This window comes from Dankookia sp. P2, assembly GCF_050632255.1.
GTDB lineage: Bacteria > Pseudomonadota > Alphaproteobacteria > Acetobacterales > Acetobacteraceae > Paracraurococcus.
This window is the reverse complement of record NZ_CP192581.1, coordinates 4,899,392-4,923,789: the sequence shown is the minus strand read 5'-3', so window position 1 is coordinate 4,923,789 and position 24,398 is coordinate 4,899,392. Positions and strand designations below refer to the sequence as shown.

Annotated in this window: 22 protein-coding genes, 3 tRNA genes and 5 pseudogenes; 13 read left to right on the top strand and 17 right to left on the bottom strand. The window is 73.6% G+C overall.

Annotated features, from left to right (window positions below; genetic code table 11):
* Positions 1–67 precede the first annotated feature (67 nt).
* From ACQ86J_RS29225 to ACQ86J_RS29200, 6 genes and pseudogenes are all read left to right on the top strand, one after another.
* Positions 68–1,066 carry an isopenicillin N synthase family dioxygenase gene (locus ACQ86J_RS29225; RefSeq protein ID WP_431268277.1) on the top strand — a complete coding sequence of 333 codons (999 nt, stop codon included), beginning with the start codon at positions 68–70 and terminating at the stop codon, positions 1,064–1,066.
* A 185-nt stretch (positions 1,067–1,251) separates the two neighbouring features.
* Positions 1,252–1,839 carry a hypothetical protein gene (locus ACQ86J_RS29220; protein ID WP_431268276.1) on the top strand — a complete coding sequence of 196 codons (588 nt, stop codon included), beginning with the start codon at positions 1,252–1,254 and terminating at the stop codon, positions 1,837–1,839.
* Entirely contained in the window at positions 1,836–2,348 is a 513-nt protein-coding gene (locus ACQ86J_RS29215; protein WP_431268275.1) for a hypothetical protein, read from the top strand. The genes ACQ86J_RS29220 and ACQ86J_RS29215 overlap by 4 nt, the downstream gene beginning before the upstream one ends.
* Before the next feature lie 3 nt (positions 2,349–2,351).
* Positions 2,352–4,348, top strand: a pseudogene (locus ACQ86J_RS29210) (PAS-domain containing protein); the annotation flags it as partial.
* Positions 4,349–4,477: 129 nt separating this feature from the next.
* Positions 4,478–5,371: a response regulator gene (locus tag ACQ86J_RS29205; RefSeq protein WP_431272575.1), complete on the top strand. Its 894-nt coding sequence runs from the start codon at positions 4,478–4,480 to the stop codon at positions 5,369–5,371.
* Positions 5,372–5,416: 45 nt separating this feature from the next.
* Positions 5,417–6,340, top strand: a complete 924-nt coding sequence (locus ACQ86J_RS29200; protein ID WP_431268274.1) for a polysaccharide deacetylase family protein — start codon at positions 5,417–5,419, stop codon at positions 6,338–6,340.
* A gap of 35 nt (positions 6,341–6,375) precedes the next feature.
* Here the strand turns inward: ACQ86J_RS29200 and ACQ86J_RS29195 are convergent, their stop codons facing one another.
* From ACQ86J_RS29195 to ACQ86J_RS29170, 6 genes and pseudogenes are all read right to left on the bottom strand, one after another.
* Positions 6,376–6,672 (bottom strand): hypothetical protein, encoded by a 297-nt coding sequence (locus tag ACQ86J_RS29195; protein WP_431268273.1) that lies wholly within the window; start codon positions 6,670–6,672, stop codon positions 6,376–6,378.
* Positions 6,673–6,843: 171 nt separating this feature from the next.
* Positions 6,844–6,948, bottom strand: a pseudogene (locus ACQ86J_RS29190) (hypothetical protein); the annotation flags it as partial.
* Positions 6,949–7,431: 483 nt separating this feature from the next.
* Entirely contained in the window at positions 7,432–8,694 is a 1,263-nt protein-coding gene (locus tag ACQ86J_RS29185) for a hydantoinase/carbamoylase family amidase (RefSeq protein WP_431268272.1), read from the bottom strand.
* Between the two features lie 194 nt (positions 8,695–8,888).
* Positions 8,889–9,632 (bottom strand): enoyl-CoA hydratase/isomerase family protein, encoded by a 744-nt coding sequence (locus ACQ86J_RS29180; protein ID WP_431268271.1) that lies wholly within the window; start codon positions 9,630–9,632, stop codon positions 8,889–8,891.
* Entirely contained in the window at positions 9,629–10,489 is an 861-nt protein-coding gene (locus ACQ86J_RS29175; RefSeq protein WP_431268270.1) for a tripartite tricarboxylate transporter substrate binding protein, read from the bottom strand. Before ACQ86J_RS29175 ends, ACQ86J_RS29180 begins: the two co-directional genes overlap by 4 nt.
* Before the next feature lie 100 nt (positions 10,490–10,589).
* The gene (locus tag ACQ86J_RS29170) at positions 10,590–12,464 is read right to left on the bottom strand and encodes an acetate--CoA ligase family protein (protein WP_431268269.1); all 1,875 of its coding nucleotides are present in this window, start codon (positions 12,462–12,464) and stop codon (positions 10,590–10,592) included.
* A 437-nt stretch (positions 12,465–12,901) separates the two neighbouring features.
* Here ACQ86J_RS29170 and cysK point away from each other — a divergent pair.
* Together cysK and ACQ86J_RS29160 are read left to right on the top strand one after the other, a co-directional pair.
* Positions 12,902–13,837: pseudogene (gene cysK, locus ACQ86J_RS29165) on the top strand (cysteine synthase A); the annotation flags it as partial.
* A 188-nt stretch (positions 13,838–14,025) separates the two neighbouring features.
* Complete coding sequence (locus ACQ86J_RS29160) at positions 14,026–14,409, top strand: cupin domain-containing protein (RefSeq protein ID WP_431268268.1); 384 nt, start codon at positions 14,026–14,028, stop codon at positions 14,407–14,409.
* Positions 14,410–14,660: 251 nt separating this feature from the next.
* Here ACQ86J_RS29160 and ACQ86J_RS29155 read toward each other — a convergent pair whose 3' ends face one another.
* The 7 genes from ACQ86J_RS29155 to ACQ86J_RS29125 all read right to left on the bottom strand — a co-directional run bounded on the left by ACQ86J_RS29155 (position 14,661) and on the right by ACQ86J_RS29125 (position 19,461).
* Positions 14,661–14,876 carry a hypothetical protein gene (locus ACQ86J_RS29155; protein ID WP_431268267.1) on the bottom strand — a complete coding sequence of 72 codons (216 nt, stop codon included), beginning with the start codon at positions 14,874–14,876 and terminating at the stop codon, positions 14,661–14,663.
* Positions 14,873–15,484: a tripartite tricarboxylate transporter substrate-binding protein gene (locus ACQ86J_RS29150; protein WP_431268266.1), complete on the bottom strand. Its 612-nt coding sequence runs from the start codon at positions 15,482–15,484 to the stop codon at positions 14,873–14,875. The genes ACQ86J_RS29155 and ACQ86J_RS29150 overlap by 4 nt, the downstream gene beginning before the upstream one ends.
* 270 nt (positions 15,485–15,754) lie before the next feature.
* Positions 15,755–15,937: a hypothetical protein gene (locus ACQ86J_RS29145; RefSeq protein WP_431268265.1), complete on the bottom strand. Its 183-nt coding sequence runs from the start codon at positions 15,935–15,937 to the stop codon at positions 15,755–15,757.
* A gap of 93 nt (positions 15,938–16,030) precedes the next feature.
* Complete coding sequence (locus ACQ86J_RS29140) at positions 16,031–16,846, bottom strand: uroporphyrinogen-III synthase (protein WP_431268264.1); 816 nt, start codon at positions 16,844–16,846, stop codon at positions 16,031–16,033.
* Complete coding sequence (locus tag ACQ86J_RS29135) at positions 16,843–17,652, bottom strand: class II glutamine amidotransferase (protein WP_431268263.1); 810 nt, start codon at positions 17,650–17,652, stop codon at positions 16,843–16,845. Before ACQ86J_RS29135 ends, ACQ86J_RS29140 begins: the two co-directional genes overlap by 4 nt.
* A 166-nt stretch (positions 17,653–17,818) precedes the next feature.
* The gene (locus ACQ86J_RS29130; RefSeq protein ID WP_431268262.1) at positions 17,819–18,925 is read right to left on the bottom strand and encodes a hypothetical protein; all 1,107 of its coding nucleotides are present in this window, start codon (positions 18,923–18,925) and stop codon (positions 17,819–17,821) included.
* 47 nt (positions 18,926–18,972) lie between these two features.
* On the bottom strand, positions 18,973–19,461 hold the full coding sequence (locus ACQ86J_RS29125; RefSeq protein WP_431268261.1) for an MgtC/SapB family protein: 489 nt from the start codon (positions 19,459–19,461) through the stop codon (positions 18,973–18,975).
* A 287-nt stretch (positions 19,462–19,748) separates the two neighbouring features.
* Between ACQ86J_RS29125 and ACQ86J_RS29120 the strand changes: the two are divergent.
* From ACQ86J_RS29120 to ACQ86J_RS29100, 5 genes and pseudogenes are all read left to right on the top strand, one after another.
* A pseudogene (locus ACQ86J_RS29120) lies at positions 19,749–20,192 on the top strand (glycine betaine ABC transporter substrate-binding protein); the annotation flags it as partial.
* A 109-nt stretch (positions 20,193–20,301) separates the two neighbouring features.
* Complete coding sequence (locus tag ACQ86J_RS29115; protein ID WP_431268260.1) at positions 20,302–20,649, top strand: glycine betaine ABC transporter substrate-binding protein; 348 nt, start codon at positions 20,302–20,304, stop codon at positions 20,647–20,649.
* 147 nt (positions 20,650–20,796) lie between these two features.
* Entirely contained in the window at positions 20,797–21,267 is a 471-nt protein-coding gene (locus tag ACQ86J_RS29110) for an ABC transporter permease (RefSeq protein ID WP_431268259.1), read from the top strand.
* Entirely contained in the window at positions 21,267–21,914 is a 648-nt protein-coding gene (locus ACQ86J_RS29105; RefSeq protein ID WP_431272574.1) for an ABC transporter permease, read from the top strand. The genes ACQ86J_RS29110 and ACQ86J_RS29105 overlap by 1 nt, the downstream gene beginning before the upstream one ends.
* Positions 21,911–22,345: pseudogene (locus tag ACQ86J_RS29100) on the top strand (ATP-binding cassette domain-containing protein); the annotation flags it as partial. The gene ACQ86J_RS29105 and the pseudogene ACQ86J_RS29100, both read left to right, overlap by 4 nt.
* Before the next feature lie 515 nt (positions 22,346–22,860).
* Here ACQ86J_RS29100 and ACQ86J_RS29095 read toward each other — a convergent pair.
* The 4 genes from ACQ86J_RS29095 to leuB all read right to left on the bottom strand — a co-directional run bounded on the left by ACQ86J_RS29095 (position 22,861) and on the right by leuB (position 24,393).
* Positions 22,861–22,937, bottom strand: a tRNA-Arg gene (locus ACQ86J_RS29095).
* A gap of 47 nt (positions 22,938–22,984) precedes the next feature.
* Positions 22,985–23,061, bottom strand: a tRNA-Arg gene (locus ACQ86J_RS29090).
* 28 nt (positions 23,062–23,089) lie between these two features.
* Positions 23,090–23,166 (bottom strand) — tRNA-Arg (locus tag ACQ86J_RS29085).
* A 111-nt stretch (positions 23,167–23,277) separates the two neighbouring features.
* A complete protein-coding gene (leuB, locus tag ACQ86J_RS29080; protein ID WP_431268258.1) occupies positions 23,278–24,393 on the bottom strand; it encodes a 3-isopropylmalate dehydrogenase in 1,116 nt (371 codons plus the stop codon).
* Between the last annotated feature and the right edge of the window lie 5 nt (positions 24,394–24,398).

Below are 24,398 nucleotides of genomic sequence, written 5' to 3'. Positions count from 1 at the left end.
CGGGGTGGTTGGCCGAGGCGCGATCCCCGCCTAGGCTTCGCGCACCGCGCCGTCAGGGAACCCGACCATGGCCGACGAGATCCCCGTCCTCGACCTCGCCCTGCTGCTGCGCGGCACCCCGGGCGCGCTCGACGCGCTGGGCGCCCAGCTGCGCCGGGCCTTCACCGAGGTAGGCTTCTACTTCGTCCGCAACACCGGGGTGCCCGAGGCGCTGGTGCAGGCGGCCTTCGACGCCGCCGCGCGCTTCCATGCCCAGCCGCTCGAGGCCAAGCTGGCGCTGCCCTTCAATGGCAACAACCAGGGCTACCTGCCCTTCCGCGGCAACACCACGCGGATGAATGCGGTGGACGGCATCAAGCCGCCCAACGCCAACGAGGCGGTCTTCTTCAAGCGCGAGCTGCCGCCGGACCACCCGGACGTGCTGGCCGGCAAGCGCTTCCGCGGCCTCAACCGCTGGCCCGCTGGCCTGCCCGGTTTCCGCGACGTGGCGCTCGACTATGCCGCGGCGATGGAGGGGCTGGGCCGCCGGCTGGTGCCGATCTACGCCGCCGCGCTCGGCCTGCCGGCCGACTGGTTCGACGACAAGTTCCAGGAGCCGATGTTCACCCTGCGGATGACGCACTACCCGCAGCAGGAGCCGACCGCGCCGGCCGACGAGTGGGGGCTGGCGCCGCATGCGGATACCTCCTTCATGACCATCCTGGCGCAGAACAAGGTGCCCGGCCTGTCGATCCGCCTGCCGGACGGGCGCTGGATCGACGCCCCGGCGCTGGACGGGCATTTCCTGGTGAATGGCGGCATGATGCTGCGGCGCTGGACCAACCACGCCTTCCTGGCGACGCCGCACCGGGTCACCAACCGGTCCGGCCAGGAACGCTATGCGATCCCCTTCTTCATGGACTGCTCCTATGACGCGGTGATGGCGCCGGTTCCCACCTGCGTGGCCCCGGACAACCCGCCGCGCTACCCGCCCTTCACCTATCCGGAGTTCATGAGCCAGTATTCCGGCGCGAGATACGGGCAGCGGGGCCAGGCGGCGGCGGGGGTGGCGCTGCAGGGGGCCTGAGGCAGGCTGCCCCCATCGGCGCAACGGACATAGTGTGGAAACCCCTTTTTGTAACCAATCGCCCGTGTCCTGGCGATTTGTTTCTATATCTCCTCATCAATATAACCCTAAGTTTATCTTCGGCTCGAAGCTCATGGTGGATGGACGCGGCCCCCCAGCGCGTCCGGCCAGAACGGATGACAGGCATGCTCGCTCACCTCCTGCACCGGCGCGGCCGTCGCGCCCCGGGCGTCCGCGGCCTTCTCTGGGCGGCCTGCCTGCTCGCCGGCCTTCCCGGCGCCCGCCCCGCCGCAGCCGAGGGCCCGCCGCCGATCCAGATCAAGGTGGTCGGCGGCCTCGCCTCCATCAGCCAGTATGTCCGCTACGAGGCCCCCTTCTGGACCGACAAGGTCGCCGGCCTGACCCAGGGCCGCATCCGCGCCGAGATCGCCCCCTTCGACCGCAGCGGCATCCGCGGCCAGGAGATGCTGCAGCTGATGCGGCTCGGCGTGGTGCCCTTCGGCACCGTGCTGCTGGCGCTCGCCGCGGCCGACGAGCCGAAGCTGAACGCCATCGACCTGCCGATGCTGAACCCCGATATCGACAGCCTGCGGCAGACCGTGTCGCTCTGGCGCCCGCGGCTCGAGACGCTGCTGCGCGAGCGCTACGGCGTCAGGATGCTGGCGGTCTATACCTATCCGTCGCAGGTGATGTTCTGCCAGCGGGCCTTCACCGGCCTCGGCGACCTGGCAGGCCGCCGGGTGCGGGTCTCCTCGGTCGGCCAGGGGAGTTGATCGAGGCGCTGGGCGCGACGCCGGTGGTCACCCCCTTCGCCGAGATCGTCCCCGCGGTGCGCGACAATGTCGTGCAGTGCGCCGTCACCGGCACGCTGTCCGGCAACGCGATCGGGCTGCACGAGGTGACGACGCATGTCTCCCGCGTGGCGATCAGCTGGGGCGTGTCGATCTTCGGCGCCAACGAGCGCGCCTGGGCGGCGCTGCCGGCGGAGGCGCGCACCGCCATCACCGACGGCCTCGCCACCCTGCAGGAGGACATCTGGCGCGCCGCCCAGCAGGAGACCGAGGACGGGCTGAACTGCAATGCCGGCCGGCCGAACTGCATCGCCGGCACGCGCGGGCGGATGACGGTGGTCGAGGACCGGCCGCAGGACCGCACCCGCCGCCAGCAATTGCTCACCGACGTCGTGCTGCCGGCCTGGGTCCAGCGCTGCGGCGGCGACTGCGCCGAAACCTGGAACGCGATCATGGCGCAGCCCCGGGGCATCCAGGCCAAGGCGGACTGAGGCATGCAGGTCCGCCGGCTCCGCCTGGCCGTCACCCTCGCCTGCGGGCTGGTCCTGCTGACGATCGCCGGCGGCACCACCCTGCTACTGGACCGGCTGCGCGATACCGCGCGCACCAGCGCGGTGCAGCTGGTCCAGCGCGCCGCGCGGGTGGCCGAAGGCACGGTGAACCGGCATTTCCTCTCGGTCGACGGGACGCTGGCCGGGCTGGGCCAGGTGGTCGGCCAGATCGCCCGCGACGGAACGGTCGACCGCGGCGCCGCCAGCCGGATGCTGCGCGACCTGAATTTCCAGAACCTCAACTTCCGCGACCTCATCATCCTGCGCGCGGATGGCCGGCCCTGGGCCAGCGCCCTGGCCGGATCGCGCAGCCGGCCGCCGCCGATCGACCCGGCCCGGCTGGCCGAAGCGCGCGGCAACGGCGCGGCGGTGATCAGCGGGCCGGTCCGCAACAGCCAGACAGGCGAGTGGACGCTGTTCTTCCTGCGCAGCATCGACCTGCCGGGCACGGAGCCCCTGGTGGTGGCGGCGGAGGTCCCGGTCGCCCTGCTCGCCACCATGCTCTCGCCGCTCGGCGAGGTGCCCGGCCTGCGGCTTTCGGTCGAGCGCGCCGACGCCCAGCTGCTGGCCAGCCTGCCGCACGACGAGACGCGGATCGGCCGGCCCCTGGCGCGCAGCGCGGCGACCCTGCCGCAGGACGGCAGCGCGACCCAGATCCCCGGCCGGATCGCCCCGGTACCGGTCTTCGCCGCGGCGCGGCCGATGCTCTACCGCGACATCCTGGTGGTCGCCAGCCTCGAGACCGCGGCCGCCTATGCGGCCTATGAGCAGGACCAAGGCCGGCTGCTGGCGGTGGCGCTCGGCTCCGCCCTGCTGATCGGCGCGCTCGGCATGGCGCTGAACGCCGCGCTGCGCCAGCGCGAGCGGATCGAGGCCGAGCGCTCCGCCGCCCGCGGCGTGCTGGAGAGCGCGATCGAGAGCCTGCCGGACGGCTTCGTCATGTTCGACGCCGAGGACCGGCTGGTGATCTGCAACCAGCGCTACCGCGACTTCTACGGGGTCAGCGCGCCCTTCATCGTGCCCGGCGCGCTGTTCGAGGACATCATCCGCGAGGGCGCCTTGCGCGGCCAGTATCCGCAGGCCGGCGCGGACATCGAGGCCTTCGTCGCCGCGACCAAGGCCTGGCACCGCGGCGACCACCCGAGCATGGAGCGGCTGCTGCCGGATGGCCGCTGGGTGCTGGTGACCGAGCGCCGCACGCCGGATGGCGGCACCGTCGGCATCCGCACCGACATCACCGCGCTGAAGCGCGCCATGGCCGACCTGGCCCAGGCGCGCGACGCCGCGGCGGCGGCGACCGAGGCGAAGTCGCGCTTCCTGGCACGAATGAGCCACGAGCTGCGCACGCCGCTGAACGGCGTGCTCGGCCTGGCCCAGGTCCTGGCGCGCGACCCGGCGCTCTCGGGCCAGCAGCGGAGCCAGGCGGAGACGCTGGAATCCGCCGGCCGCCACCTTGTCGCCGTCGCCAATGACGTGCTCGACCTGGCCAAGGTCGAGGCCGGGCGGCTCGAGCTGCGCCTCACCCCGGTGGACCTCGCCGCCCTGCTCGGCGACTGCGCGACGCTGGTGCGCCCGGCCGCCGAGGACAAGTCGGTGGCGGTGGCGCTCGACCTCGCCGCCGGCTTGCCGAAGCTGCTGGAGACCGACCAGACCCGGATGCGCCAGCTGGTGCTCAACCTGCTTTCCAACGCGGTGAAGTTCACCCCGCATGGCGGCCAGGTCGCGCTCGCGGCACGGCCGCTCGGCCCGCCCGATGCCGGCGGCCTGGTGCCGTTGCGGATCGAGGTGCGGGATACCGGCCCCGGCGTGCCGGAGGCGCAGCGCCAGGCCATCTTCGGCGACTTCGTGCAGCTCGACCGCGGCCAGGCGGGGGCACCGGCCTTGGCCTGGCGATCGCCGCCGGCATCGCCGAGCAGATGGGCGGCCGGATCGGCTGCGAGGCCAATGCGCGGTCGCGCGACAGCCAGGGCGCCACCTTCTGGGTCGAGCTGGCGCTGCGCCCGGCGGCGGCGGCCACGCCGGCGCAGCCGGCCGCGGCCGATGCGCCGCGCCGGTCGCTGCACGTGCTGGTGGCGGACGACGTGCCGGCCAACCTGGCGGTGGCGCGGGCGCTGCTGGAAGCGGCCGGCCACCGGGTGCACTGCGTCGCCGACGGCGCGCTGGCGGTCCGCGCCGTGCAGGAGGCACAGGAGGCGTTGCCCTTCGACGTGGTGCTGATGGACGTGATGATGCCGAACCTCGACGGGATGGAGGCGACGCGCCAGATCCGCGCCCTGCCCGGCCCCGGCGCCCGCGTGCCGATCCTGGCGGTGACCGCCAGCGCCTTCGTCGAGGACATCGCCGCCTGCAGCGAGGCGGGGATGGACGCGCACCTTGCCAAGCCGATCGAGCGCGAGGCGCTGATCGCGGCGCTCGGCCGGCTGACCGGCGCGCCGCCGCCTGGCGCCGTGGCCCCGTCGCCCGGGCACGAGAGCTTCGCCCGCCTGCCCCTGCTGAGCCGCCGCGCCGGCGAGGCGCCGGCGGTGCCGGGCCTCGACCCCGAGGCGGCGCGCAGCCTGGCGGGCGAGTTCGTCCGCGAGATGCGCGACGCGGCGGAGCAGCTGCGGGGGATCGACCAGGCCATGCCGGACCGCATGGTGCCGGCGGCGCACCGGCTGGCCGGCGCCGCGGCGACCCTCGGCGCGACGCGGCTGGCCGCGGCGGCGCGGCAGTTCCAGGCCGATGCGCGCCGCCTGCCGCCGGAGGCGATGCTGCGGCAGCGCGAGGGTGCTGCTGGAGATCGCGGCCGACTCGATCGCGGCGCTGGAGGTCCCGGCCGGCGATGCGCCGGATGGCGGGGCCGAGGTGGCGATGGCCGGCTGAGCCCTGCCCGCCGCCCGCGCAGCCTGGGCAGGGATGCGCCAGGGCGGGCGACCTGGCCGGGTGCGGCGCCGCGCACCGGTGGTCCTCACCCGCTGGCATGACGATTGCTGCCTCCGGGACAAGCAACCGGCCAGCGGAGACGCCACGTGACCCCATTGCCCGGCGGGATGCCGCCGCAGGACCGTGACCTTGCGGGCTATGGCCGCAACCCGCCCGATCCGCGCTGGCCGGAGGGCGCGCGGCTCGCGCTGTCCTTCGTCGTCAATGTCGAGGAGGGCGCGGAGCTGTCGATCGCCAGCGGCGACGAACGCAACGAGGCGGTGCCGGAGACGAAGCAGCTGGTCGAGCATGCGCCCGACCCCTGCATGGAGACGCATTTCGCCTATGGCTCGCGCGTCGCGCTCTGGCGGGTGCTCGACCTGCTCGACCGCTTCGGGGTGAAGGCGACCTTTTCCTGCTGCGGCCGGGCCGTGGCGGCGACGCCGGCCCTGGCCGCGGCGCCGGCGGCCTCCGGGCATGAGGTCAGCGCGCATGGCTGGCGCTGGGAGATGCATGCCAACATGCCGGAAGCGACCGAGCGCGCGGTGATCGCCCGGACCGTCGCGGTGCTGGGCGAGGCCGCCGGCACCCGGCCGGTCGGCTGGCACACCAAGTCGGCGCCCTCGGTCAACACGCGGCGGCTGCTGCGGGAGGAAGGCGGGTTCCTGTACGATTCGGATGCCTATGACGACGACCTGCCGCGGCTGGTGCAGGTGGCGGGGCGGCCGCACGTCATCCTGCCCTATGCCTTCGACACCAACGACATGCGCTTCGCCCCGGGCCAGGGCTTCGTGCAGGCCGAGGATTTCTCCACCTACTGCATCGGCGCCTTCGACCAGCTGATGCGCGAAGGGCGGACGACGCCGAAGATGATGTCGGTCGGGCTGCACCTGCGGACCATCGGCCGGCCCGGCCGCATCCGCGGGCTGGAGCTGCTGCTGCAGCACGTCACGCGGCATCCCGGCGTCTGGATCGCCCGCAGGATGGACATCGCGCGGCACTGGCGGGCGATCTCGGGCCTGCCGGCATGAGCCAGGACAACCCGGTGGCGCGCTGGCTCGCGCGGCTAACCCACGGGTAGCGCCGCGCGGGCATGCGCGGCGATATCCTTCCGGCGCGCCACCCAGACCTTGCCGCCGCGCGCCGCCAGCACGCGCAGGATGCCCTCCACAGCGCGGAACCGCGCCGGGCGGCCGCAGATCCGCAGGTGCAGGCCGATGTTCAGCAGCTTCGGCACGCCCCTCTCGCCCTCCTCGATCAACTGGTCGATCGCCGCCTCGGCATAGTCGACGAAGTGCTGCGGCACGACGAATCCGTTGGGGTGGAAGAACTTCATGTCGTTGCAGTCGAGCGCGTAGGGCATCACCAGCAGCGGCCCGCCCGGGACGTCCCTGTCCCAATAGGGCAGATCGTCGTCGAAGGCGTTGCTATCGTAGAGGTACCCGTGCGCGGCGAGCAATCCGCGGGTCCAGGGGCTCTGGCTGCCGCGGCAGAAGAAGCCGACCGGACGCTCGCCGGTCGCCGCCTCGATCGCCGCGGCGCTGCGCAGCAGGCTCGCCTCCTCCTCCGCCCGGCTGGTGAAGTCGGCATGCGGCCGCCAGACCCAGCCATGGTTCGCCGCCTCATGCCCCGCGGCGATGCAGGCGCGCGCGCAAGCTCAGGCGAGCGTTCCGCCGCCCGGCCGCACATGAACCAGGTGACCTGCACGCGGTGGCGGTCGAAGGCCTCGAGGAACCGGCCGACTCCGGCGCGTGTGCCGTAGGAGAAGATGCCCTCCTGCCCGAAATCGCGGCGGCCAGGGGGTACGACGCTGATCACCTCGCCGATCCGCTCGTTCTCCGCATCGCCGGCTTCCAGCGCCATCTCGGCACCTTCCTCGTAGTTCACCACGATGGAGACGGCGAGCTTCGCGCCGCCGGGCCAGGCGATGCGGGGCGGGTTCAGGCCATAGCCCATCAGGTCGCGACGCATGGCAAGGCTCCTCCCGGTTCGGCACCGATCCTGCGCCGCAGTCTGGAACCGCACCATGGGCGCGGCGCGCGGCCACGCGATGTCCTGACCGCAATGGCCCGCCGATCCAGGCCTGCGCGCCGGTCGGCGCGCCGGCCGTCGGCGGGCGCCGTCAGGCGGCGATCTCCCCGATCGCCGCCGTCAGCACGTCCAGCGCCGCGGCGAAGTCGGCCAGCTCCATCGCCTCCTCCGGGTTGTGGCTGCCGTGCTCGTTCCGGATGAACAGCATTGCCGTCGGCACGCCAAGCCCGGCGAAGGTCAGCGCGTCATGCCCGGCGCCGGAGGCCATCTCCAGCACCGGCACGCCGGCCGCCTCGGCCCCCTGCCGCAGCGCGGCGCGCAGCCGCGCATCCATCGACGCGGGCGGCACCGGCAGCGGCGTGCCGTAGTCGATCGCGACGCCCCGCTCCGCCTCGATGCGCGCGGCCTGGTCGCGCAGCAGCGCCTCGGCCGCCTGCAGCACCGCCGGGTCCTCGCTGCGGATATCGAGGCTGAAGCCGACGGCGCCGGGGATCTTGGTCGGGCCGTGCATCACCGGGTCGGTCGAGAACTCGCCCATGGTCAGCACCAGGTCGCGCCCGCCCGATTCCGCGACCTTCCAGAACTCCTCCAGCGCATGCGCGAGGGCTGCGACCGCCAGCACGGCATCCTTGCGGCCCTGCCGCGGCACCGCCCCGGCATGCGCCCAGGCGCCCGTGGCGGTGCAGGCGCGGTAGCGCAGGCTGCCGCGGATGCCGGTGACCACGGCGGCCGGCAGCCCGGCCTCGACCAGCACCGGCCCCTGCTCGATATGCGGCTCGATGAAGGCGTGGATATAGGCGGGGTCGAGCAAGCTGCGGCCCTGGCGGATGAAGTCCGGATCGAACCCCTCCTCCGCCATGTGCTCGGCCAGCGTGCGGCCGCTGTCGGTCCGCCGCAGCGTGTCCGGCGCATCCGGCGCCAGCAGGCCGAAGGCGGCGCGGCTGCCGAGATAGAGCATCGGGAACCAGCACATCTCCTCTGCCCGGATGCCGAGGATGACCAGGTCGCGCCGCAGCACCTGCCCCGCCGCCTTCAGCCGCGCCGCGAGCGCCAGGCCCATCACCACGCCCGCCGCGCCGTCGTAATTGCCACCATGCGGCACGGCGTCGAGATGCGAGCCGATGACCACCGGCGAGGCGCCGCGATCGACGCCGGGCAGCGTCATCGACAGGGTGCCGACCGGATCGGTCTCGACCTCGAGCCCCACCTCCTCGGCCGCCGCGCGCAGGATGGCATGCGCCGCCCGCTCGCCGGGGCCGTAGCTGGCGCGGCTGACGCCCGGCGGGTCCAGCGAGGCCTCGCGCAGCGCCGCGAAGACCAGCCCCGCCATCCGCACCGCCGCATCCTCGCCCATGCCCCGCCCCCTCGCTGCCCGTCCCTTCTGGCGCGGCGGCGGGCGCCGGGCAATCGGCCGCGGCGGTCACGTTTGTGCCGCGGCGTGCGGGGCCTAGACCGAGGTTGCCCTGACCCTGTCAGGACAACCTCGGTCTGGCTTTCGTTGAGCCAGCGATTCACGCCCTGAGTGTTTCCACTCAGGACGATCGCAGGCTACCGCCCCTTGAAGACCGGCGGCCGCTTCTCGCGGAAGGCCGCGCCGCCCTCCCGGAAATCCTCGGACTCGCGGATCGCCGCCAGCCGCTGGCCCTGCAGCGCCCATTGCTCGGACGGGCCGCGCGGCAGGATGTCGTCCAGCACCATGCGCTTGATGCCGCCGAGCACCATCGGCGCGTAGCCCGCCATCTCCTTGCCCCACTCGATCGCCCTCGCCAGCGCCTCGCCTTCCGGCACCACCTCGTTCACCAGGCCGACGCGCTCCGACCGCTCGGCGTCGAAGACGCGGCAGAGCAGCATCAGCTCCATGGCGATCTTGTGCGGGATGCGCGACGGAAGTGCTGCGATCATCCCGCCGGTCAGGCCGATCTTGGCCTCGGGGTAGTAGAGCCGCGCCTTGGCGCCGCAGACCGCGAGGTCGGCCATCATCGCCAGCACCAGCGCGCCGCCGATGCACCAGCCCTCGAGCGCCGCGATCAGCGGCTTGTCGCACTGCCAGCCGACATTGGGCACGGCGCGCCAGAGCTCCGGCGGCTCGGTGACATCGGCGCCGAAGGAGAAGGCCTTGGTGCCCATCGCGGTCAGCACGGCGCATTTCTGCTCCGACGCGGCGAAGGCGGTCATCGCCGCCTGGATCTCCTCCGCCATCCGCTTCGAGATGGCATTGCCCTTGTCCGGCCGGTTCAGCGCGACGATCGTGACCGGGCCGTCCTCCCAGACCTTGATGTGCTCGTAGCTCATTCGACTCTTGCTCCCGTCCTGCGCACGGCCTCGGCGAAGATGGCGCGGTCCTGCGTGATTCGCCGGGCGAAGGCCGCGCCGGTCTCGAATTGCGGGCGGAGGCCCACCGGCGCCATGGCGCGCGCGACCTCCGGCAGCGCCAGCACCTGGCGGAGGGCCTCGGCCAGCCGCGCGACGATCTCGGGCGGCAGGCCGGCGGGACCGGCCAGGCCGAAGAAGGACAGGCCGCCCGGCCCGTACATGCCGAGCTCGCGCAGGGTCGGCAGGTCCGGCAATCCCGGGCTGCGCGTTTCGCCGGTGGTCGCCAGGCCGATCAGCCTGCCGTCCTTGATCGCGGGGATGGCGATGGGGTCGGATCGCAGCTCCACGTCGCCGGCCATGACGGCGGTCAGCGCCGGCGCCGAGCCGCGATAGGGCACGTGCTCCAGCCGGATGCCGACGCTGCTCGCAAAGATCTCCCCGGTCATCTGGGTGATGGTGCCGTTGCCGGCGCTGCTGAAGCGCAGCTTGCCGGGATCCGCCTTGGCATAGGCGACCAGCTCCTGGATCGTCCGCACCGGCACGGAGGGGTGCATCGCCACCGCGCCGTCCGAGATGCCGAGCAGCGCGACGGGGGTGAAATCCTGCGCCGGGTCGTAGGGCAGCCGCATCATGTGCGGGCTGATGGTCATGATCGCGGTCGGGAAGACCAGCAGCGTGTAGCCGTCGGGCCTCGCCTGGGCGACCGCGGCGGCGCCGATCGACCCGCCGGCGCCGCCGCGGTTCTCGATCAGCACGTTCTGCCCGAGCAGCGCCGAGAGCGGCTGCTGGATGGGGCGGGAGACGTTGTCGGTGCTGCCACCCGGCGGATAGGGCACGATCAGCGTGACCGGCCGCTGCGGCCATGCCCCGGATGCTCCCCCTGGGCCCGCACCACCGCCGGCAAGGCCAGCGCGCCCAGCACCGCGCGCCGCGGGATCATCGCAGCACCGCCCGCGCATCGACGGCGATGCAGCCCTCGCCGACGGCGCGCAGCAGGATCGGATTGAGGTCCATCTCCACCAGCCCTTCCCCGAGCTCGGCCGCCAGCCAGGACAGCCGCACCAGCGCATCCACCGCCGCGGCCACGTCCAGCGCCGGCCGCCCGCGCACGCCCTCCAGCACCGGCCACAAGGCCAGGCGTTGCAGCATCATCAGCGCATCCTCCGGCCGCAGCGGCGCGGGCGCGAGCTGCACGTCCCGCAGTACCTCCACCAGCACGCCGCCGAGGCCTGCCAGGACGAAGGGGCCGAGGCCCGGCTCGAAGCGGGCGCCGAGGATCAGCTCCGCCTCGCCCCGCGCCATCTCCTGTACCAGCACGCCGTCCAGCGGCACCGGCCCGGCCAGCAGCGCGGCCTGCGCGGCGCGGACCGCCTCGGCGTCGCGCAAGCCGAGCTTCACCAGGCCGAGGTCGCTCTTGTGCACAACCGCGCGGCTGACGCCCTTCAGCACCACCGGGAAGCCGATCGCCTCGGCGGCGGCCACCGCCTCCGCCGCGGTCGCGGCGAAGGCCTCCCGCGTCACCGGGATGCCGTAGCCGGCGGCGAGGCGCTTCGCCTCGGCCTCCAGCAGCGCGCCCGCGGGCAGGCCCTCGGCCAGCGTGAGGCCGGCGGGGCGCGCGGGCGGCGGCAGCGCCGCGCGGTCGCGGCCGGCGGCTTCCGCCTCCAGCGCCCGCAGCACCGCCAGCGCCTGGGCGACATGGTCGAAATAGGGGAAATCGGCCGCGCGCATCGCCTCCCGCGCCGGGTCGCCCACCTCCCCCGCCATCATGACATACAGCAGCGGCCGGGTACCCTCCCGCGCCAGCGGCGGCAGCATCGCGGCGCGCCGCGCCATCGCCGGCTGCGTCGTCATCGGCACCAGGATGGCGCCGATATCCGGGTCGCCCATGAAGGCGCGTAGGCAGCCGCGCAGCGCATCCTCGCTGGTATTGTCGTGGAAGCTGCCGGTATCGAGCGGTAGGTGGACATGGCTCTCGGGCATCCAGCGCGCCATCTCGGCCCGCGTGGCAGCCGACATCGCCGCGGTGCGCAGGCCGTAATCGGCCAGCATGTCGGTGGTGGTGACGGTGCTGCCGCCGGAGGAGGCGACGACCGCCACCCCCATCCCGGACCGCGGCAGCCCGCCCAGCCGCGCCAGCACATCGGCCGCCAGCACCATCACCGCCGGATCGTCCAGCAGCACCGCGCCTGCATCGCGGCAGAGCGCGGCGAAGGCGGCATGGCTGCCGGCGAGGCTGGCGGTGTGCGACCGTGCCGCCTGCGCCCCTGCCTCGCTCCGCCCCGCCTTGACGCACAGCACCGGCTTGCCCGCGGCGCGGGCCCGGCGCAGCAGCGGGGCGAAGCGGGCGGCATCCTTCAGCCCCTCGACATAGAGGGTGATGACCCGCGTCGCCGGGTCATCGATCAGGAATTCCAGGAAGTCGCAAAGCTCGAGGTCCGCCTGGTTGCCGACCGAGACGCAGCGGCTGAACCCCGCCCCGTGCTGGTGGCCGAGCGAGACCAGCGCCCCCATCAGCGCGCCGGACTGGCTGACCATGCCGATCCCGCCCGGCTTCACCCGCGCGACCTCGAGCGCGAGGGAGGAGGAGAGCATCGCGGCATCGGTGACGTTGAACAGGCCGAGGCAGTTGGGCCCGACCAGCCGCATCCCCGCCGCCCGCGCCACCGCCGTCACCTGGGTTTCCAGCGCCGCCCCGGCCTCTCCCGCATCGGCCAGCTTGCCGGTGATGACGACGCAGGCGCCGACCCCGGCCGCGGCGCAGGCCTCGATCTCCCGCAGCAGGGCCGCGGCGGGCACCGCCAGCACGGCCACGTCGATCGGCCCGGGCGCCGCCGCGACGCCTCGGATAGGCCGGCAGGCCGCGGATGGTCGCCCGCACCGGGTTGATCGGCAGCAGCACCCCGGGGAAGCCATGCCGGATCAGGTAGTGGATCACCCGCCCGCCGAGATTTCCCGGCGTCGTCCGAGGCGCCGATGACGGCGATCGAGCGCGGGTTCACGATCTGCGCAAGCGGAATCCGGTCCGGCGGCGTCTCTGGCATGGCTTTGGCGTTCCCTCGGGCGGAAGCTTGGCACGCGGAAAGACCCGCCGCCCAGCCCCGCCGGATTTTCCGCCGCAACGCTTCATTTTCCCGCGCCTTGCCCCTGAACTACGGCGGGGAACGGTGATATTGCAGTCGCATGCCGGATATTAACCAGCTGCCCCGCCGCGCCCCCGCCCGGAACCCGACCCGCACGGGGCCGAGCCCCTGCCGGCGCATGGCCGCATCTACGACAGCGTGCTCGACATCGTCGGCTCGACGCCGCTGGTCCGCCTGCAGCGGCTGCGGGCGGCGGAGAACCTCACGGCCGACCTCGCCATCAAGCTCGAATTCTTCAACCCGCTCGGCTCGGTGAAGGACCGCATTGGCCTGGCGATGGTCGAGGCCGCGGAGCGCGAGGGGCTGATCGCCCCCGGCCGCTCGACGCTGGTCGAGCCGACCTCGGGCAATACCGGCATCGCGCTGGCCTTCGTCGCCGCCGCCAAGGGCTACCGCCTGATCGTCGTGATGCCCGACGGCGCCAGCATCGAGCGCCGCAAGATGATCCGGCTGATGGGCGGGGAGGTCGAGCTCACCCCCGCCCGCCGCGGCATGGCCGGCGCCATCGGCCGGGCCGAGGCGATCGTCGCCGCCACCCCCGGGGCCTGGATGCCGAAGCAGTTCGACAACCCCGCCAACCCCGACATCCACGCCGCCACCACGGCCGAGGAGATCTGGGCCGATACCGCCGGCGCGGTCGATGTGGTCATCGGCGGCGTCGGCACCGGCGGCACCCTCACCGGCATCGCCCGCGCCCTGAAGCCCTCGCAAGCCGGGACTCCGGGTCATCGGGGTGGAGCCGGCGGAATCCGCGGTGCTGTCCGGCGACGAGCCCGGCCCGCACGGCATCCAGGGCATCGGCGCCGGGTTCAAGCCCGCGGTGCTCGACCTCGAGCTGATCGACGACGTGGTCCGGGTGGGCGAGCGCGAGGCGATCGCCGCCGCCCGCCGCTGCGCCCAGACGGAGGGGCTGCCGGTCGGCATCTCCTCCGGCGCCATGCTGCATGCGGCGCTGCAGGTGGCCCGCGACATGCCGGGGGGCTGGTGGTCGGGATCGCGCCGTCCTTTGCGGAACGCTACCTGTCCACCGAGCTTTTGCCGGGCTGTAGGGAAGCAAGGGCCGGGGGCAGGTATCCCCCAGGCCCGTTTCATTTCAATGAGTCTGGAGGATCGCAGCCATGCCGCATGATGGGCACCATAGCCACGACGTCCCGCCCGATGGCTGGAAGGCCACCGGCGTCCGCGTCATCCCGGGCGACAGCCTGGACACCAACACCGCGCAGACGCCGGGCATGAACCGCGCCGCCGCGATCAACGCCGCCCGCGTCGGCGCGCAGAAGATCTGGGCCGGCACCGTCCACATCCACCCGGATGCCAAGACCGGCGCCCACCATCACGGCGCGCTGGAAAGCGTGATCTACATCGTCTCCGGCCGTGCCCGCATGCGCTGGGGCGAGCGGCTGGGATTCGTCGCCGAGGCCGGGCCGGGCGACTTCATCTTCGTCCCGCCCTATGTCCCGCACCAGGAGATCAACGCCAGCACGGATGAGACGCTGTCCTGCGTCCTGGTCCGCTCGGACAACGAGGCCGTCGTGGTGAACCTCGACATCGAGCCGGTGGAGAAGCCGGAGCAGGTCCTCTGGATCGACCCGATCCATAAGAATGGCGGCGTCTGAACCAGGGTTCTTGAGGGGCATAAACCCTGAATTCCGCTCAATCCGCCTCAGGAAAAATCTGAGGCCGAAGCGGGCCGGTTCCGCGCCGGGCCGCACCCGGCCTGGCGTCGCGCCGGGCAGGGTTTTGGATTTTCGGATTTGAGGATTTGAGGCGCCGCCGCCGGCATCGGGCATGGACCGGCCGCGGCGGCACCATCGCGATGCAATCCCGCAAGGTGGGGTGACGCGTCCGGGACATGACCGGGCCTTGACTATATTCCTATCGCACGCCGCCTGCCGGAAGGCAAGCGTGGCGGATCAGTCCAGCCGCGCCCCGGCCAGCCGCACCACTCCCGGCCAGCGCGGCACGTCCTCGGCCAGCCGCGCCGCCAGCACCTCGGCGCGCCGCCGACCGGCTCGAACCCCTGCGCGCCGAGCTGCGCCGCCACCTCGGGCAGCGCCAGGATGCGCGCCACCTCGGCATTCACCCGCCGCAGGATCGCCGCCTCGGTCCCCGCCGGCGCCAGCAGCCCTGCCAGGAGGTCACCTCGAAGCCGGGAAAGCCGCTCTCGGCCAGGGTCGGCACCGCCGGCGGCGCCGGCGACCGGGCCGCGGTGGTCACCGCGAGCGCCCGCAGCCGCCCGGCCCGGACATGCTCCGTCGCGGCCGGCAGGGTCAGGCTGACCGCGTCGATATGCCCGGCGATCAGGTCGGCCATGGCTGGCCCGCCGCCGCGATAGGGCACGTGCGTCCATTCGGCTCCGGCCCGCGCCTGCAGCAGCGCCGCCGCCAGATGGCCGATGCTGCCATTGCCCGGCGAGCCGAGCGTCAGCCGCCGCCGCCGCGCCAGGTCGAGGAACCCCGCCAGGTCGGCCGCGCCGAGCGCCGGCCGCACCACCAGCAATTGCGCCGTCCGCACCGTCTGGATGATCGGCGCGAAGTCGCGCAGCGGGTCGTAGTCCACCCGCGGGAAGATTGCCGGGTTGATCGCCAGGCTGTCCCAGCCGACCAGCAGCGTGGTCCCGTCCGGACGGGCGCGGGCCACCATCTCGAAGGCGATGTTGCCGCCCGCCCCGGCATGGTTCTCCACCACCACCGGCTGGCCCAGCGCCTCCCCAAATGCCGGCCGATCAGCCGGGCCAGCGGGTCGACGCTGCCGCCGGGCGAGACCGGGACGACGAAGCGGATCGGCCGGTCGGGCCAGGGCTGGGCGCGGGCGGGGCTCGCCAAAGCGGCGAGGGGGAGCGCGCGGCGGGGGAAGGCAAGGCCAGGGGAAGGCATTCGCCCGGTCCCCCATCCATTTCTCTGGGGCGGCCCCCTCCGCGCGGCGGCTGCCGATCCGCGGAACGAAGGGGTCCGGCCGTCCTCAGACATGCCCGTGCAGCGCGAAGATCGCCGCGGTGGTGACCTCCTCCGACGGCGGCGGCTCGGCCGGGCCGAGCCTCCCCAGGACGGCCAGGAGCACGGCCGGCGCCAGCGGCAGCAGCGCCTCGGCCGGCAGCGCGCCGAGCCAGTGCGGCAGGGACAGGGATGCGGTGAGCGCAAGCACGTCGCGGGGCCTCCGTTGGCGGGTCCTGCCCGCCGACGGATGTTCCACGCTCCAGATACGCAAGTCAATGAATTGGACGATGATCCAAAGCGGTTATGCCCGGGCCTCGGCCCCCATCGCCGCCAGGATGGCATTGACCATCGGCTTCATGTGGAAGCTGTCCTCCGGCATGACGGAAACCTGGCCGCCCGCAGCCTCCAGCGCCTGGCCGACCAGCGGCCCGACGGCGGCGATCCGGGTGCGGCCGAGCGCCGCCCGCAGCCGCTCCGCCCCCGCCAATTGGGCCAGGCGCTTGACCTGCGGGGTCGAGGTGAAGACCGCCAGGTCGATCCGCCCCGCCTCCATCTCGCCGAGCATGGCCTCCACCCGCGCGTCGTCCTCCCGCGTCGCATAGGCGTAAGGCAGGACGGGATCCGGCTCCGCCCCGGCGCCGCGGAGGAAGTCGAGCAGCGCGTCGTTCGGGTTGTCCGGGTAGAGCTGCACCCCGACCCGGCGCCCCTGCAGCTCCTGCGCCGAGAGGGTGGCGATCACCCCCGCCGTGGTCGGCGCCTCCGCTGCGATATCGGCCGAGAGCCCGATCGCGCGCAGCCGCGCCTGCGGCTTCGGGCCGCGGACGATCCGCCGGACGCCGGCCAGCGCGGCGCGGAATCTCGCCTCGATCCCCGCGCGCTCCGCGACGCCCTGCAGGCGCGACAGCCCCTCCCCGGTCAGCAGGATCAGGTCGTCGGGCGGGGTGGCGATGAAGCGGCGCAGCCGAGCCTCGATCGGGGCGGGGTCGGCGGCATCGACGATGGCGACCAGCGGGCAGCGCAGCGCCGCGGCGCCGTGGCGTTCCAGCATCTTCGCCAGGACCTCCAGCTCGCGCGTCTCGGGCACCATGACCCGCCGGCCGGCCAATGCGTCGCTCATGCCGCCTTCCTTCTCGCCATTGAAGCCACCCGCCGCTTCGGCAGGGGCACCGGGTTGCCCTGACGGAACACCACGCAGCTGCCGGGTTCCATCACCGTCCAGGCCTCGTCGCGGGTCAGCGGCCGGGTGGCCACCACGGTGACGACGTCGTCCCGCGTCGTCTCCTTCTCGAAATCCGCGGTGAGGTCGGCATCGATCAGCGTTGCCGGGCCGAAGGGCGCGCGCCGGGTCAGCCAGGCGAGCTTGGTGGAGCAATGGCAGAACAGGCTCCGCCCGTCCGAGAGCAGCATGTTGAAGACGCCGAGGCCCGAGAGCCGCCGCGCCAGCTCCTCGACCGCCGCCGCGAGGTCGCGGTCGGCGGGGGCGGTGGGGAAGCGGGCGCGCAGCGCCTCCAGCAGCCAGCAGAAGGCATGCTCGGAATCCGTGCTGCCGATCGGGGCGAAGGCGCCGAGCCGCCAGCGCTTCACCCCGCGGAGCTGGCCGTTATGGGCGAAGGACCAGGGCCGGCCCCAGAGCTCGCGCTGGAAGGGATGGGTGTTCTCGAGCGCGATGCGGCCGCGATTGGCGCGGCGGATGTGGCAGATGACGATGCGCGACTTGATCGGGGTGTCGCGGACGAAGCGGGCGACCTCGGACCGGGCGGAGGGGCGCGGGTCGTGGAAGGCGCGGCAGCCCTTGTCCTCGTAGAAGGCGATGCCCCAGCCATCGGCATGCGGCCCGGTCTCCCCGCCGCGGCGCATCAGCCCGGAGAAGCTGAAGACGATGTCGGTCGGGACATTGGCGCTCATGCCGAGGAGTTCGCACATCGGGCGAGGGTAGACCGGGGGCCGGCGGGCCGGAAGCCGGGCGGGTGCGATCGAGGCCCTGGCGCGGGCGAGGGCCGCGCCAGGGCCCGCCGGCCGGGCCTGCCGCGCCCGCCGGGGCTCAACCCCGTGCGGGCGCGGGCCGGAGGCGGCGCCTTCCGCCGCCCCGTCAGACCGGGTAGCGCAGGATCGCCGCCAGCGGGCCGCCGCCCGGGATCTCGCCCGGCCGGGCCGCCAGCACGCGCCCGCCCGCGGCCAGCGCCCGGCGGGCGATCTCGTCGGTCAGGCTGCCCGCGCCGGCGAAGTCCACCGCGCCGTCCTCCTCCCCCAGCGTGCCGGGCAGCGCCGCATCCAGGTCCACCAGCAGCGTATCCACCGCGCCGAAGCTCGCCGCCCGCGCCGCCCGCGCGACGTCGGTCGTCGCGCGGTCCTGCGCCTCCCGCTGCGCGAAGAGCCCACCCAGCGCCGCCAGCTCGGCCGCGCGCAGCCCCTCGAGCACCTGCCGCGCCGCCGTGCCCAGCGCCTGGTCGGCGACGTCGTCGGGGCTGCCGGCGATGCCCTCGGCCGCGAGGCGGGGATAGGTGCAGACGCTGCGGAAGACCGAGGCCATGGGCTCCGCCGCGGCGAGCACGAGCGGCACCTCCAGCCCCGCGAGCACCGGGCGCAGCGCGCGGTCCACCGCCCGGGCGTAGTGCGACAGCAGCGCATTCTCGCTGGTGGCCAGGCCGCTCGCCATGTCGCCCTTGCGCGCGACATGGCTGCCGCGGCCGGCCGCGTCGGCGGCGCCGCGCGGCAGGTCCGGCACGCGGACCGCCTCGGCCGGCATGCCGGCCGTCACCTCCAGCAGCCGCACCGCGCCCATGCCGATCGCCAGCACCATCGCTTCCTGCGGCGTGGCGAGCGCCTGGAGCAGCGGCTTCAGGCCGAACCGGTCGGCGACCTGGACGCGGGCCTCGACGCGGCCGGGCAGCCGGTAGGCCCGCACGCCCTCCGGCGTCGCGTAGATGGCCAGGCCGTTCGCCTGGTGCGCCCAGAAGGCGTCATCCTCGGCCAGCGGGGCGAGCAGCGCCTCGACGGCGCGCCCGACGCGGACATTCGCCCCGGTGGCATCGATCTCCGCGACGGCCGCGCGGATCAGGTTGCGCAGCACGGTGCGGTCGGCCTGCGCCTCCTGCGTCAGCGGCGTCGTGGGCAGCGCGATGGAAACCGCGGGCCAGCCGCGGTGCTCGCCGAGGGCCTGGATCTCCGCACGGCTGGGAAGGTCCACATGCAGCATGATGTCTCTCCTTTTTGGTGTAGCGCGGGACGCGGCGGGGCACCGCGTCAGCCGTCGAGCACATCGTCCTCGGGCTTCTGCTGGGCGCGGTGGCGGTCGATCCAGGCGGCGACGGGCCGCAGCAGCAGGTTCACGGCGAGCACGAGCGCGGTGACGAGAAAGGCGGGCGCGGATTCCCGCGTGCCGACGAGCAGGCCGATGATGGCGACGCACCAGATCGTCCCCGCCTCGCCCAGCCCGCGTGCGGCGCGGCGGCCCTGGCCCTTGATGATGGCGCCCGCGCCGAGGAAGCCGACGCCGGTCGCCACGGCGCCGAAGGCATTGCCCCATTGCACATCCGGCACCCGGCGCACCACGAGGTCGGCGAAGGCCGCGCTGGCCAGCGCCACGAGGGTGCAGGTGCGGATCCCGACGGAACTGGTGCTGAAGCCCCGCTCCACCCCGACGGCGGCGCCGATGGCGAAGGCGACGACGAGCACCGCCGTCGTCCCGCCCTGGCCGAGCGTGGCCAGCCACGCGATGACGGAGGTTTCCATGCTGGCTCCACGGCACGCACAGGGAAGCGCGCCCGCATCCCCGGGCCGCGACGCGGACATCCGCAGGGCGATCGCCGTCACGCCGCCGCTGCCCGGCCCGACCGGGCAAGCTGGCCCTAGCGCGGGACGGCGCCACTCGCCACGCCGCCGCCCGGTCGGGTGGACGCGGGGAACAGCCCTGGCATGCGGCGCATATCCCTGCCGAGCCATGGGCGTGGCCGCGCGCCCCATCCCGATGTTGCACCGCGCCGGTTTCCCCCGGCGCGATCCCGGCCTAGTCTGCCGGCATGAGACGCCAGCCGCGCATCTGCGGGCTCCTGGGACGCCGCGGGCTGCTCGCCCTGCCGGCCCTGCTCGCGCGTCCGGCCGGCGCCGCGCCCCTGCTGCGCATCGGCTCGAAGAACTTCACCGAGCAGCTCGTCGTCGCCGAGCTCTTCGCCCAGGGGCTGGAGCAAGCCGGCGCGAAGGTCGAGCGCCGGGTCAATCTCGGCGGCACCGCCATTGCCCAGGCCGCGCTGCTCAGCGGCGAGATCGACCTCTATCCCGAATACACCGGCACCGGCCTCGGCGTGGTGCTGAAGCAGGCGCCGGAGGGCACCGCCGAGGAGGTCCTCGCCAAGGTCCGCGCCGGCTACCGGGCGCAGTTCAACCTGACCTGGTTGGACCCGAGCGGCATCGACAACGGCAATGCCCTGCTGGTCCTGCCGCGGACGGCGCAGCGGCTCGGCCTCGTGACCCTCTCCGACCTCGCCCGCGCCGCGCCGCAGCTCACCCTGGCGGCGGGCAACGAATCTCGCCGACCGCGCGGACGGGCTTCCCGGGCTGAAGCGCGTCTATGGGATGGGATTCCGCCGCTTCCGGCAATTCGCCGCGCTCGGCCTGCGCTACGCCGCCCTGCAGCACGGCCAGGCCGATGTGGTGAACGCCTATGCGACGGACTGGCAGATCGCCGTTGGCGGCTACACCGTGATGCGGGACGACAAGCATCTCTGGCCGCCCTACCAGCTCGCCGCCGTGGTGCGGAACCAGGCGCTGGAGGCCTGGCCGGGGCTGGCGCCGCCTCTGCTCGCCATCGGCGCCAAGCTCGACAACCCCGTGATGCAGGAGCTGAACCGCCAGGTGGACCAGGATGGCGAGGAGCCGCGCGAGGTCGCCGCCCGCTTCCTCAAGCGGCACGGCTTGGCCTGATGCGCTGGACCGCGCGGAACCTCGACACCATCGGTGCCGCGGCGCTGACCCATCTGGAACTGGTCGCCGCCGCCCTGGCCCTGGCGCTGGTCGTGGCCCTGCCGCTCGGCCTGCTGGTGGCGCGGCGGCCCGCGCGCGCGCGGCGCCGTGCTGGGCACCGCCTCGGTGCTCTACAGCCTGCCGACGCTGGCGGTCTTCGCCCTGCTGGTGCCGGTCCTGGGCCTGGGCTTCTGGCCGGCCCTGCTGGCGCTGGTCAGCTACGCCGTGCCGATCCTGCTCCGGGCGCTGGTCGCCGGCCTCGCCGCCCTGCCGCCCGCGGTGGTCGAGGCCGCCACGGGCATGGGGCTGACGCCGCTGCAGCGGCTGTGGCGGGTGGAGCTGCCGCTCGCCCTTCCCGCCCTGCTCGGCGGGCTGCGCGTCGCCTCGGTCACGCTGGTCTCGGCGGCCACCGTCGCGGCCTATATCAGCGCCGGCGGGCTCGGGACGCTGATCCTCACCGGGCTGGACCAGGGCCATACGGAGAAGATCCTGGTCGGCGCCGGGCTGGTCACCGCCATGGCGCTGCTGCTGGATGCCGGGATCGGCGCGGTGCAGCGCCGCCTGCCGGCGGTCGCCTGATGGAGGCGCTCACCGGCGCCGCCGCCTGGCTCGGCGCCCATCCCGCGGCCTTCCTGGCCACGGTCGGCGAGCACCTGCTGCTGTCGCTGACGGGGCTTGCCATCGGGATCGCCATCGCCCTGCCGCTCGGCATCGCTGTCGCCCAGCGGCCGCGCCTGGCGGAGGCCGCGATCGCCGTCGCCGGTGCGCTGCGCACCATCCCGAGCCTGGCGGTCCTGGCGGCGCTGCTGCCGCTGCTCGGCGTCGGCTTCACGCCTTCCGTCATCGCCCTCGCCTTGCTGGCGCTGCCGCCGGTGCTGGTGAACACCGTCACCGGCCTGCGCGGCGCCGACCCGGCGGCGCTGGAGGCGGCACGCGGCCTGGGCATGACGCCGCTGCAGCGGGCCTTGCGGGTGGAGCTGCCGCTGGCCGCCCCGCTGGTCTTCGCCGGGCTGCGGATCGCGGCCGTGCAGGTGGTCTCGGCCGCGGCGCTGGCGACCTTCATCGGCGGCGGCGGCCTCGGCGACCTGGTGACCCAGGGGCTGGCGCTGCTGGATACCGGGCGGATGCTGGTCGGCGCGGTCGCCATCGCCCTGCTGGCGCTGGCCACGGAGGCGGGGTTCGGCGTGCTGGAACGGCGGCTCGCGGCGAAGGTGCAGGGCGCATGATCGAGCTGGAGGGGCTGACCAAGCGCTGGCCCGGCGCCACCACCGATGCGGTGCACGACCTGACCCTTGTGGTGCCGGAGGGGACGAGCTGCGCCCTGATCGGCCCCTCCGGCTCCGGCAAGACCACCACGCTGCGGATGGTCAACCGGTTGATCGAGCCGAGCGGCGGGGGCCTGCGGATCGCCGGGCAGGACGCGCTGCGGATGGACGCCGTCACGCTGCGCCGGAGCATCGGCTACGTCATCCAGGAGGTCGGGCTCTTCCCGCATTGGAGCATCGCCGAGAACGTCGCCACCGTGCCGAGGCTGCTGGGCTGGCCGGCGACGCGGATCGCCGCGCGGGTCGAGGAGGTGCTGGCGTTGACCGGGCTTGACCCCGCCGTCTTCGCCAGGCGCCGCCCGCACCAGCTCTCGGGCGGCGAGCGCCAGCGGGTCGGCGTCGCCCGGGCGCTGGCCGGAGACCCGCCGGTGCTGCTGATGGACGAGCCCTTCGGCGCGGTGGACCCGGTGGTGCGGGGACGGCTGCAGGAGGAGGTGCTGCGGCTGCTGAAGACGCTGCGCAAGACCGTGCTGATCGTGACGCATGACCTGGATGAGGCGGTGCGGCTGGGCGATGCGGTCGCCGTGCTGCGCGACGGGCGGCTGGCGCAGCACGCCCCGGCGGCGGCGCTGCTGGCGCGGCCGGCGGACGGCTTCGTCGCCGAATTCCTCGGCCACGACCGGGCCCTGCAGCGGCTGGCGCTGATCCCGGCGGAGACGGCACGGCAGGAAGGCGAGGCCGGGGGAGGCGCTGCCCGCCGGGTCCACCCTGCGCGACGCGCTCGCGGCGATGCTGGCCCGCGGCGCGCAGGCGGTGCCGCTCGCGGGCGGCGGCAGCGTGACGCTGGAGGCGCTGCTGCGTGCCGGCGCGCCCGGCCCGGGCTGACGGCAAGCCGCCTGAGGCCGCGTGGCGCGCCCGGAGAGGTTCGAACTCCCAACCCCCAGATCCGAAGTCTGGTGCTCTATCCGGTTGAGCTACGGGCGCCTGCCAAGCAGGCTAGGGCGAAGGGCGGGGAAGGAAACAGGTCCGGCTGGCGCGCCCGAAGAGATTCGAACTCCTGACCCCCAGATTCGTAGTCTGGTGCTCTATCCAGCTGAGCTACGGGCGCCTGGACCAGTATCGTGCAAGAAGCGGAGTGGCGCGCCCGAAGAGATTCGAACTCCTGACCCCCAGATTCGTAGTCTGGTGCTCTATCCAGCTGAGCTACGGGCGCGCATTCCGCCTTGCGGCAAGGCGGGCGAGATAGCGGAGGCGGCCCGGCGGCGCAACCCCTTTCCCGCGCCCGCGGCGGTTTGGCCCAGCCTGCGGCGGGCCGGCGGGCGGGTCAGGCCGCGAGCTTCTCCAGCTCGCGCACCACGGCCTCACCCATCACGCTGGTGCCGACGCGGGCGCGGCCCGCCTGCATGATGTCGGCGGTGCGGAGGCCACCGGCCAGCACCTTCTCCACCGCCGTCTCCAGCAGCTTCGCGTCTACCTCGAGCCCGAAGGACCAGCGCAGCAGCATGGCGAAGGAGAGCATCTGGGCGCAGGGATTGGCCACGCCCTTGCCTGCGATGTCGGGCGCCGAGCCGTGGATCGGCTCGTATAGCGCGTAGCGCTTGCCCGTCGTGGCATCGACCGCGCCGAGCGTGGCGGAAGGCAGCATGCCGAGCGAGCCGGTCAGCGCCGCCGCCAGGTCGGACAGCACGTCGCCGAACAGGTTGTCGCCGAGGATGACGTCGAACTGCTTGGGACGGCTGCAGAGTTGCATGGCGCAGTTGTCGGCATACATGTTCTCGAGCTCGACATCGGCGAACTCGGCCTTGTGCACCTCGCCCACCACGGCCCGCCAGAGCCGGCCGGACTGCATGACATTGGCCTTCTCGACCGAGGTCACCTTGTTGCGGCGCTTGCGCGCCAAGTCGAAGGCGACGCGGGCGACGCGGGCGATCTCGTCCTCGAAGTAGACCTGGGTGTCGAAGCCGCGGCGACGGCCGTCGGCGCTCGTCTCGACACCGCGCGGCTCGCCGAAATAGACGCCGCCCACCGTCTCCCGCACCACCATGATGTCGACGCCGCGGACGATGTCGGGCTTGAGCGAGGAGGCGTCCACCAGCGGGTCGAGCACCACCGCGGGGCGGAGGTTGGCGAAGAGGCCGAGATCCTTCCGCAGCCGCAGGATGCCGAGCTCCGGCCGCTGGTCGAAGGGCAGGCTGTCCCATTTCGGGCCGCCGACGCTGCCGAACAGCACCGCATCCGCGGCGCGGGCCTTGGCCACCGTCTCGTCCGGACAGGGCGAACCCACGGCGTCGATCGCGGCGCCGCCGACCAGGCCCTCCTCGATCTCGAAGGAGAGGCTGCGGCGGTGCTGCATCCAGTCGATGACGCGGCGGACCTCGTGCATCACCTCGGGCCCGATGCCGTCACCCGGCAGGACCAGAAGCTTCTTGTTCGCGGGCATGGACG

Coding starts and splice junctions, on each gene's coding strand:
- ACQ86J_RS29225 (WP_431268277.1), top strand. CDS start 68: ATGGCCGACGAGATCCCCGTCCTCGACCTCGCCCTGCTGCTGCGCGGC.
- ACQ86J_RS29220 (WP_431268276.1), top strand. CDS start 1,252: ATGCTCGCTCACCTCCTGCACCGGCGCGGCCGTCGCGCCCCGGGCGTC.
- ACQ86J_RS29195 (WP_431268273.1), bottom strand. CDS start 6,672: ATGCCCTACGCGCTCGACTGCAACGACATGAAGTTCTTCCACCCCAAC.
- ACQ86J_RS29185 (WP_431268272.1), bottom strand. CDS start 8,694: ATGGGCGAGGATGCGGCGGTGCGGATGGCGGGGCTGGTCTTCGCGGCG.
- ACQ86J_RS29180 (WP_431268271.1), bottom strand. CDS start 9,632: ATGAGCTACGAGCACATCAAGGTCTGGGAGGACGGCCCGGTCACGATC.
- ACQ86J_RS29160 (WP_431268268.1), top strand. CDS start 14,026: ATGAACCGCGCCGCCGCGATCAACGCCGCCCGCGTCGGCGCGCAGAAG.
- ACQ86J_RS29140 (WP_431268264.1), bottom strand. CDS start 16,846: ATGAGCGACGCATTGGCCGGCCGGCGGGTCATGGTGCCCGAGACGCGC.
- ACQ86J_RS29135 (WP_431268263.1), bottom strand. CDS start 17,652: ATGTGCGAACTCCTCGGCATGAGCGCCAATGTCCCGACCGACATCGTC.
- ACQ86J_RS29130 (WP_431268262.1), bottom strand. CDS start 18,925: ATGCTGCATGTGGACCTTCCCAGCCGTGCGGAGATCCAGGCCCTCGGC.
- ACQ86J_RS29125 (WP_431268261.1), bottom strand. CDS start 19,461: ATGGAAACCTCCGTCATCGCGTGGCTGGCCACGCTCGGCCAGGGCGGG.
- ACQ86J_RS29115 (WP_431268260.1), top strand. CDS start 20,302: ATGGGATTCCGCCGCTTCCGGCAATTCGCCGCGCTCGGCCTGCGCTAC.
- ACQ86J_RS29105 (WP_431272574.1), top strand. CDS start 21,267: ATGGAGGCGCTCACCGGCGCCGCCGCCTGGCTCGGCGCCCATCCCGCG.
- leuB (WP_431268258.1), bottom strand. CDS start 24,393: ATGCCCGCGAACAAGAAGCTTCTGGTCCTGCCGGGTGACGGCATCGGG.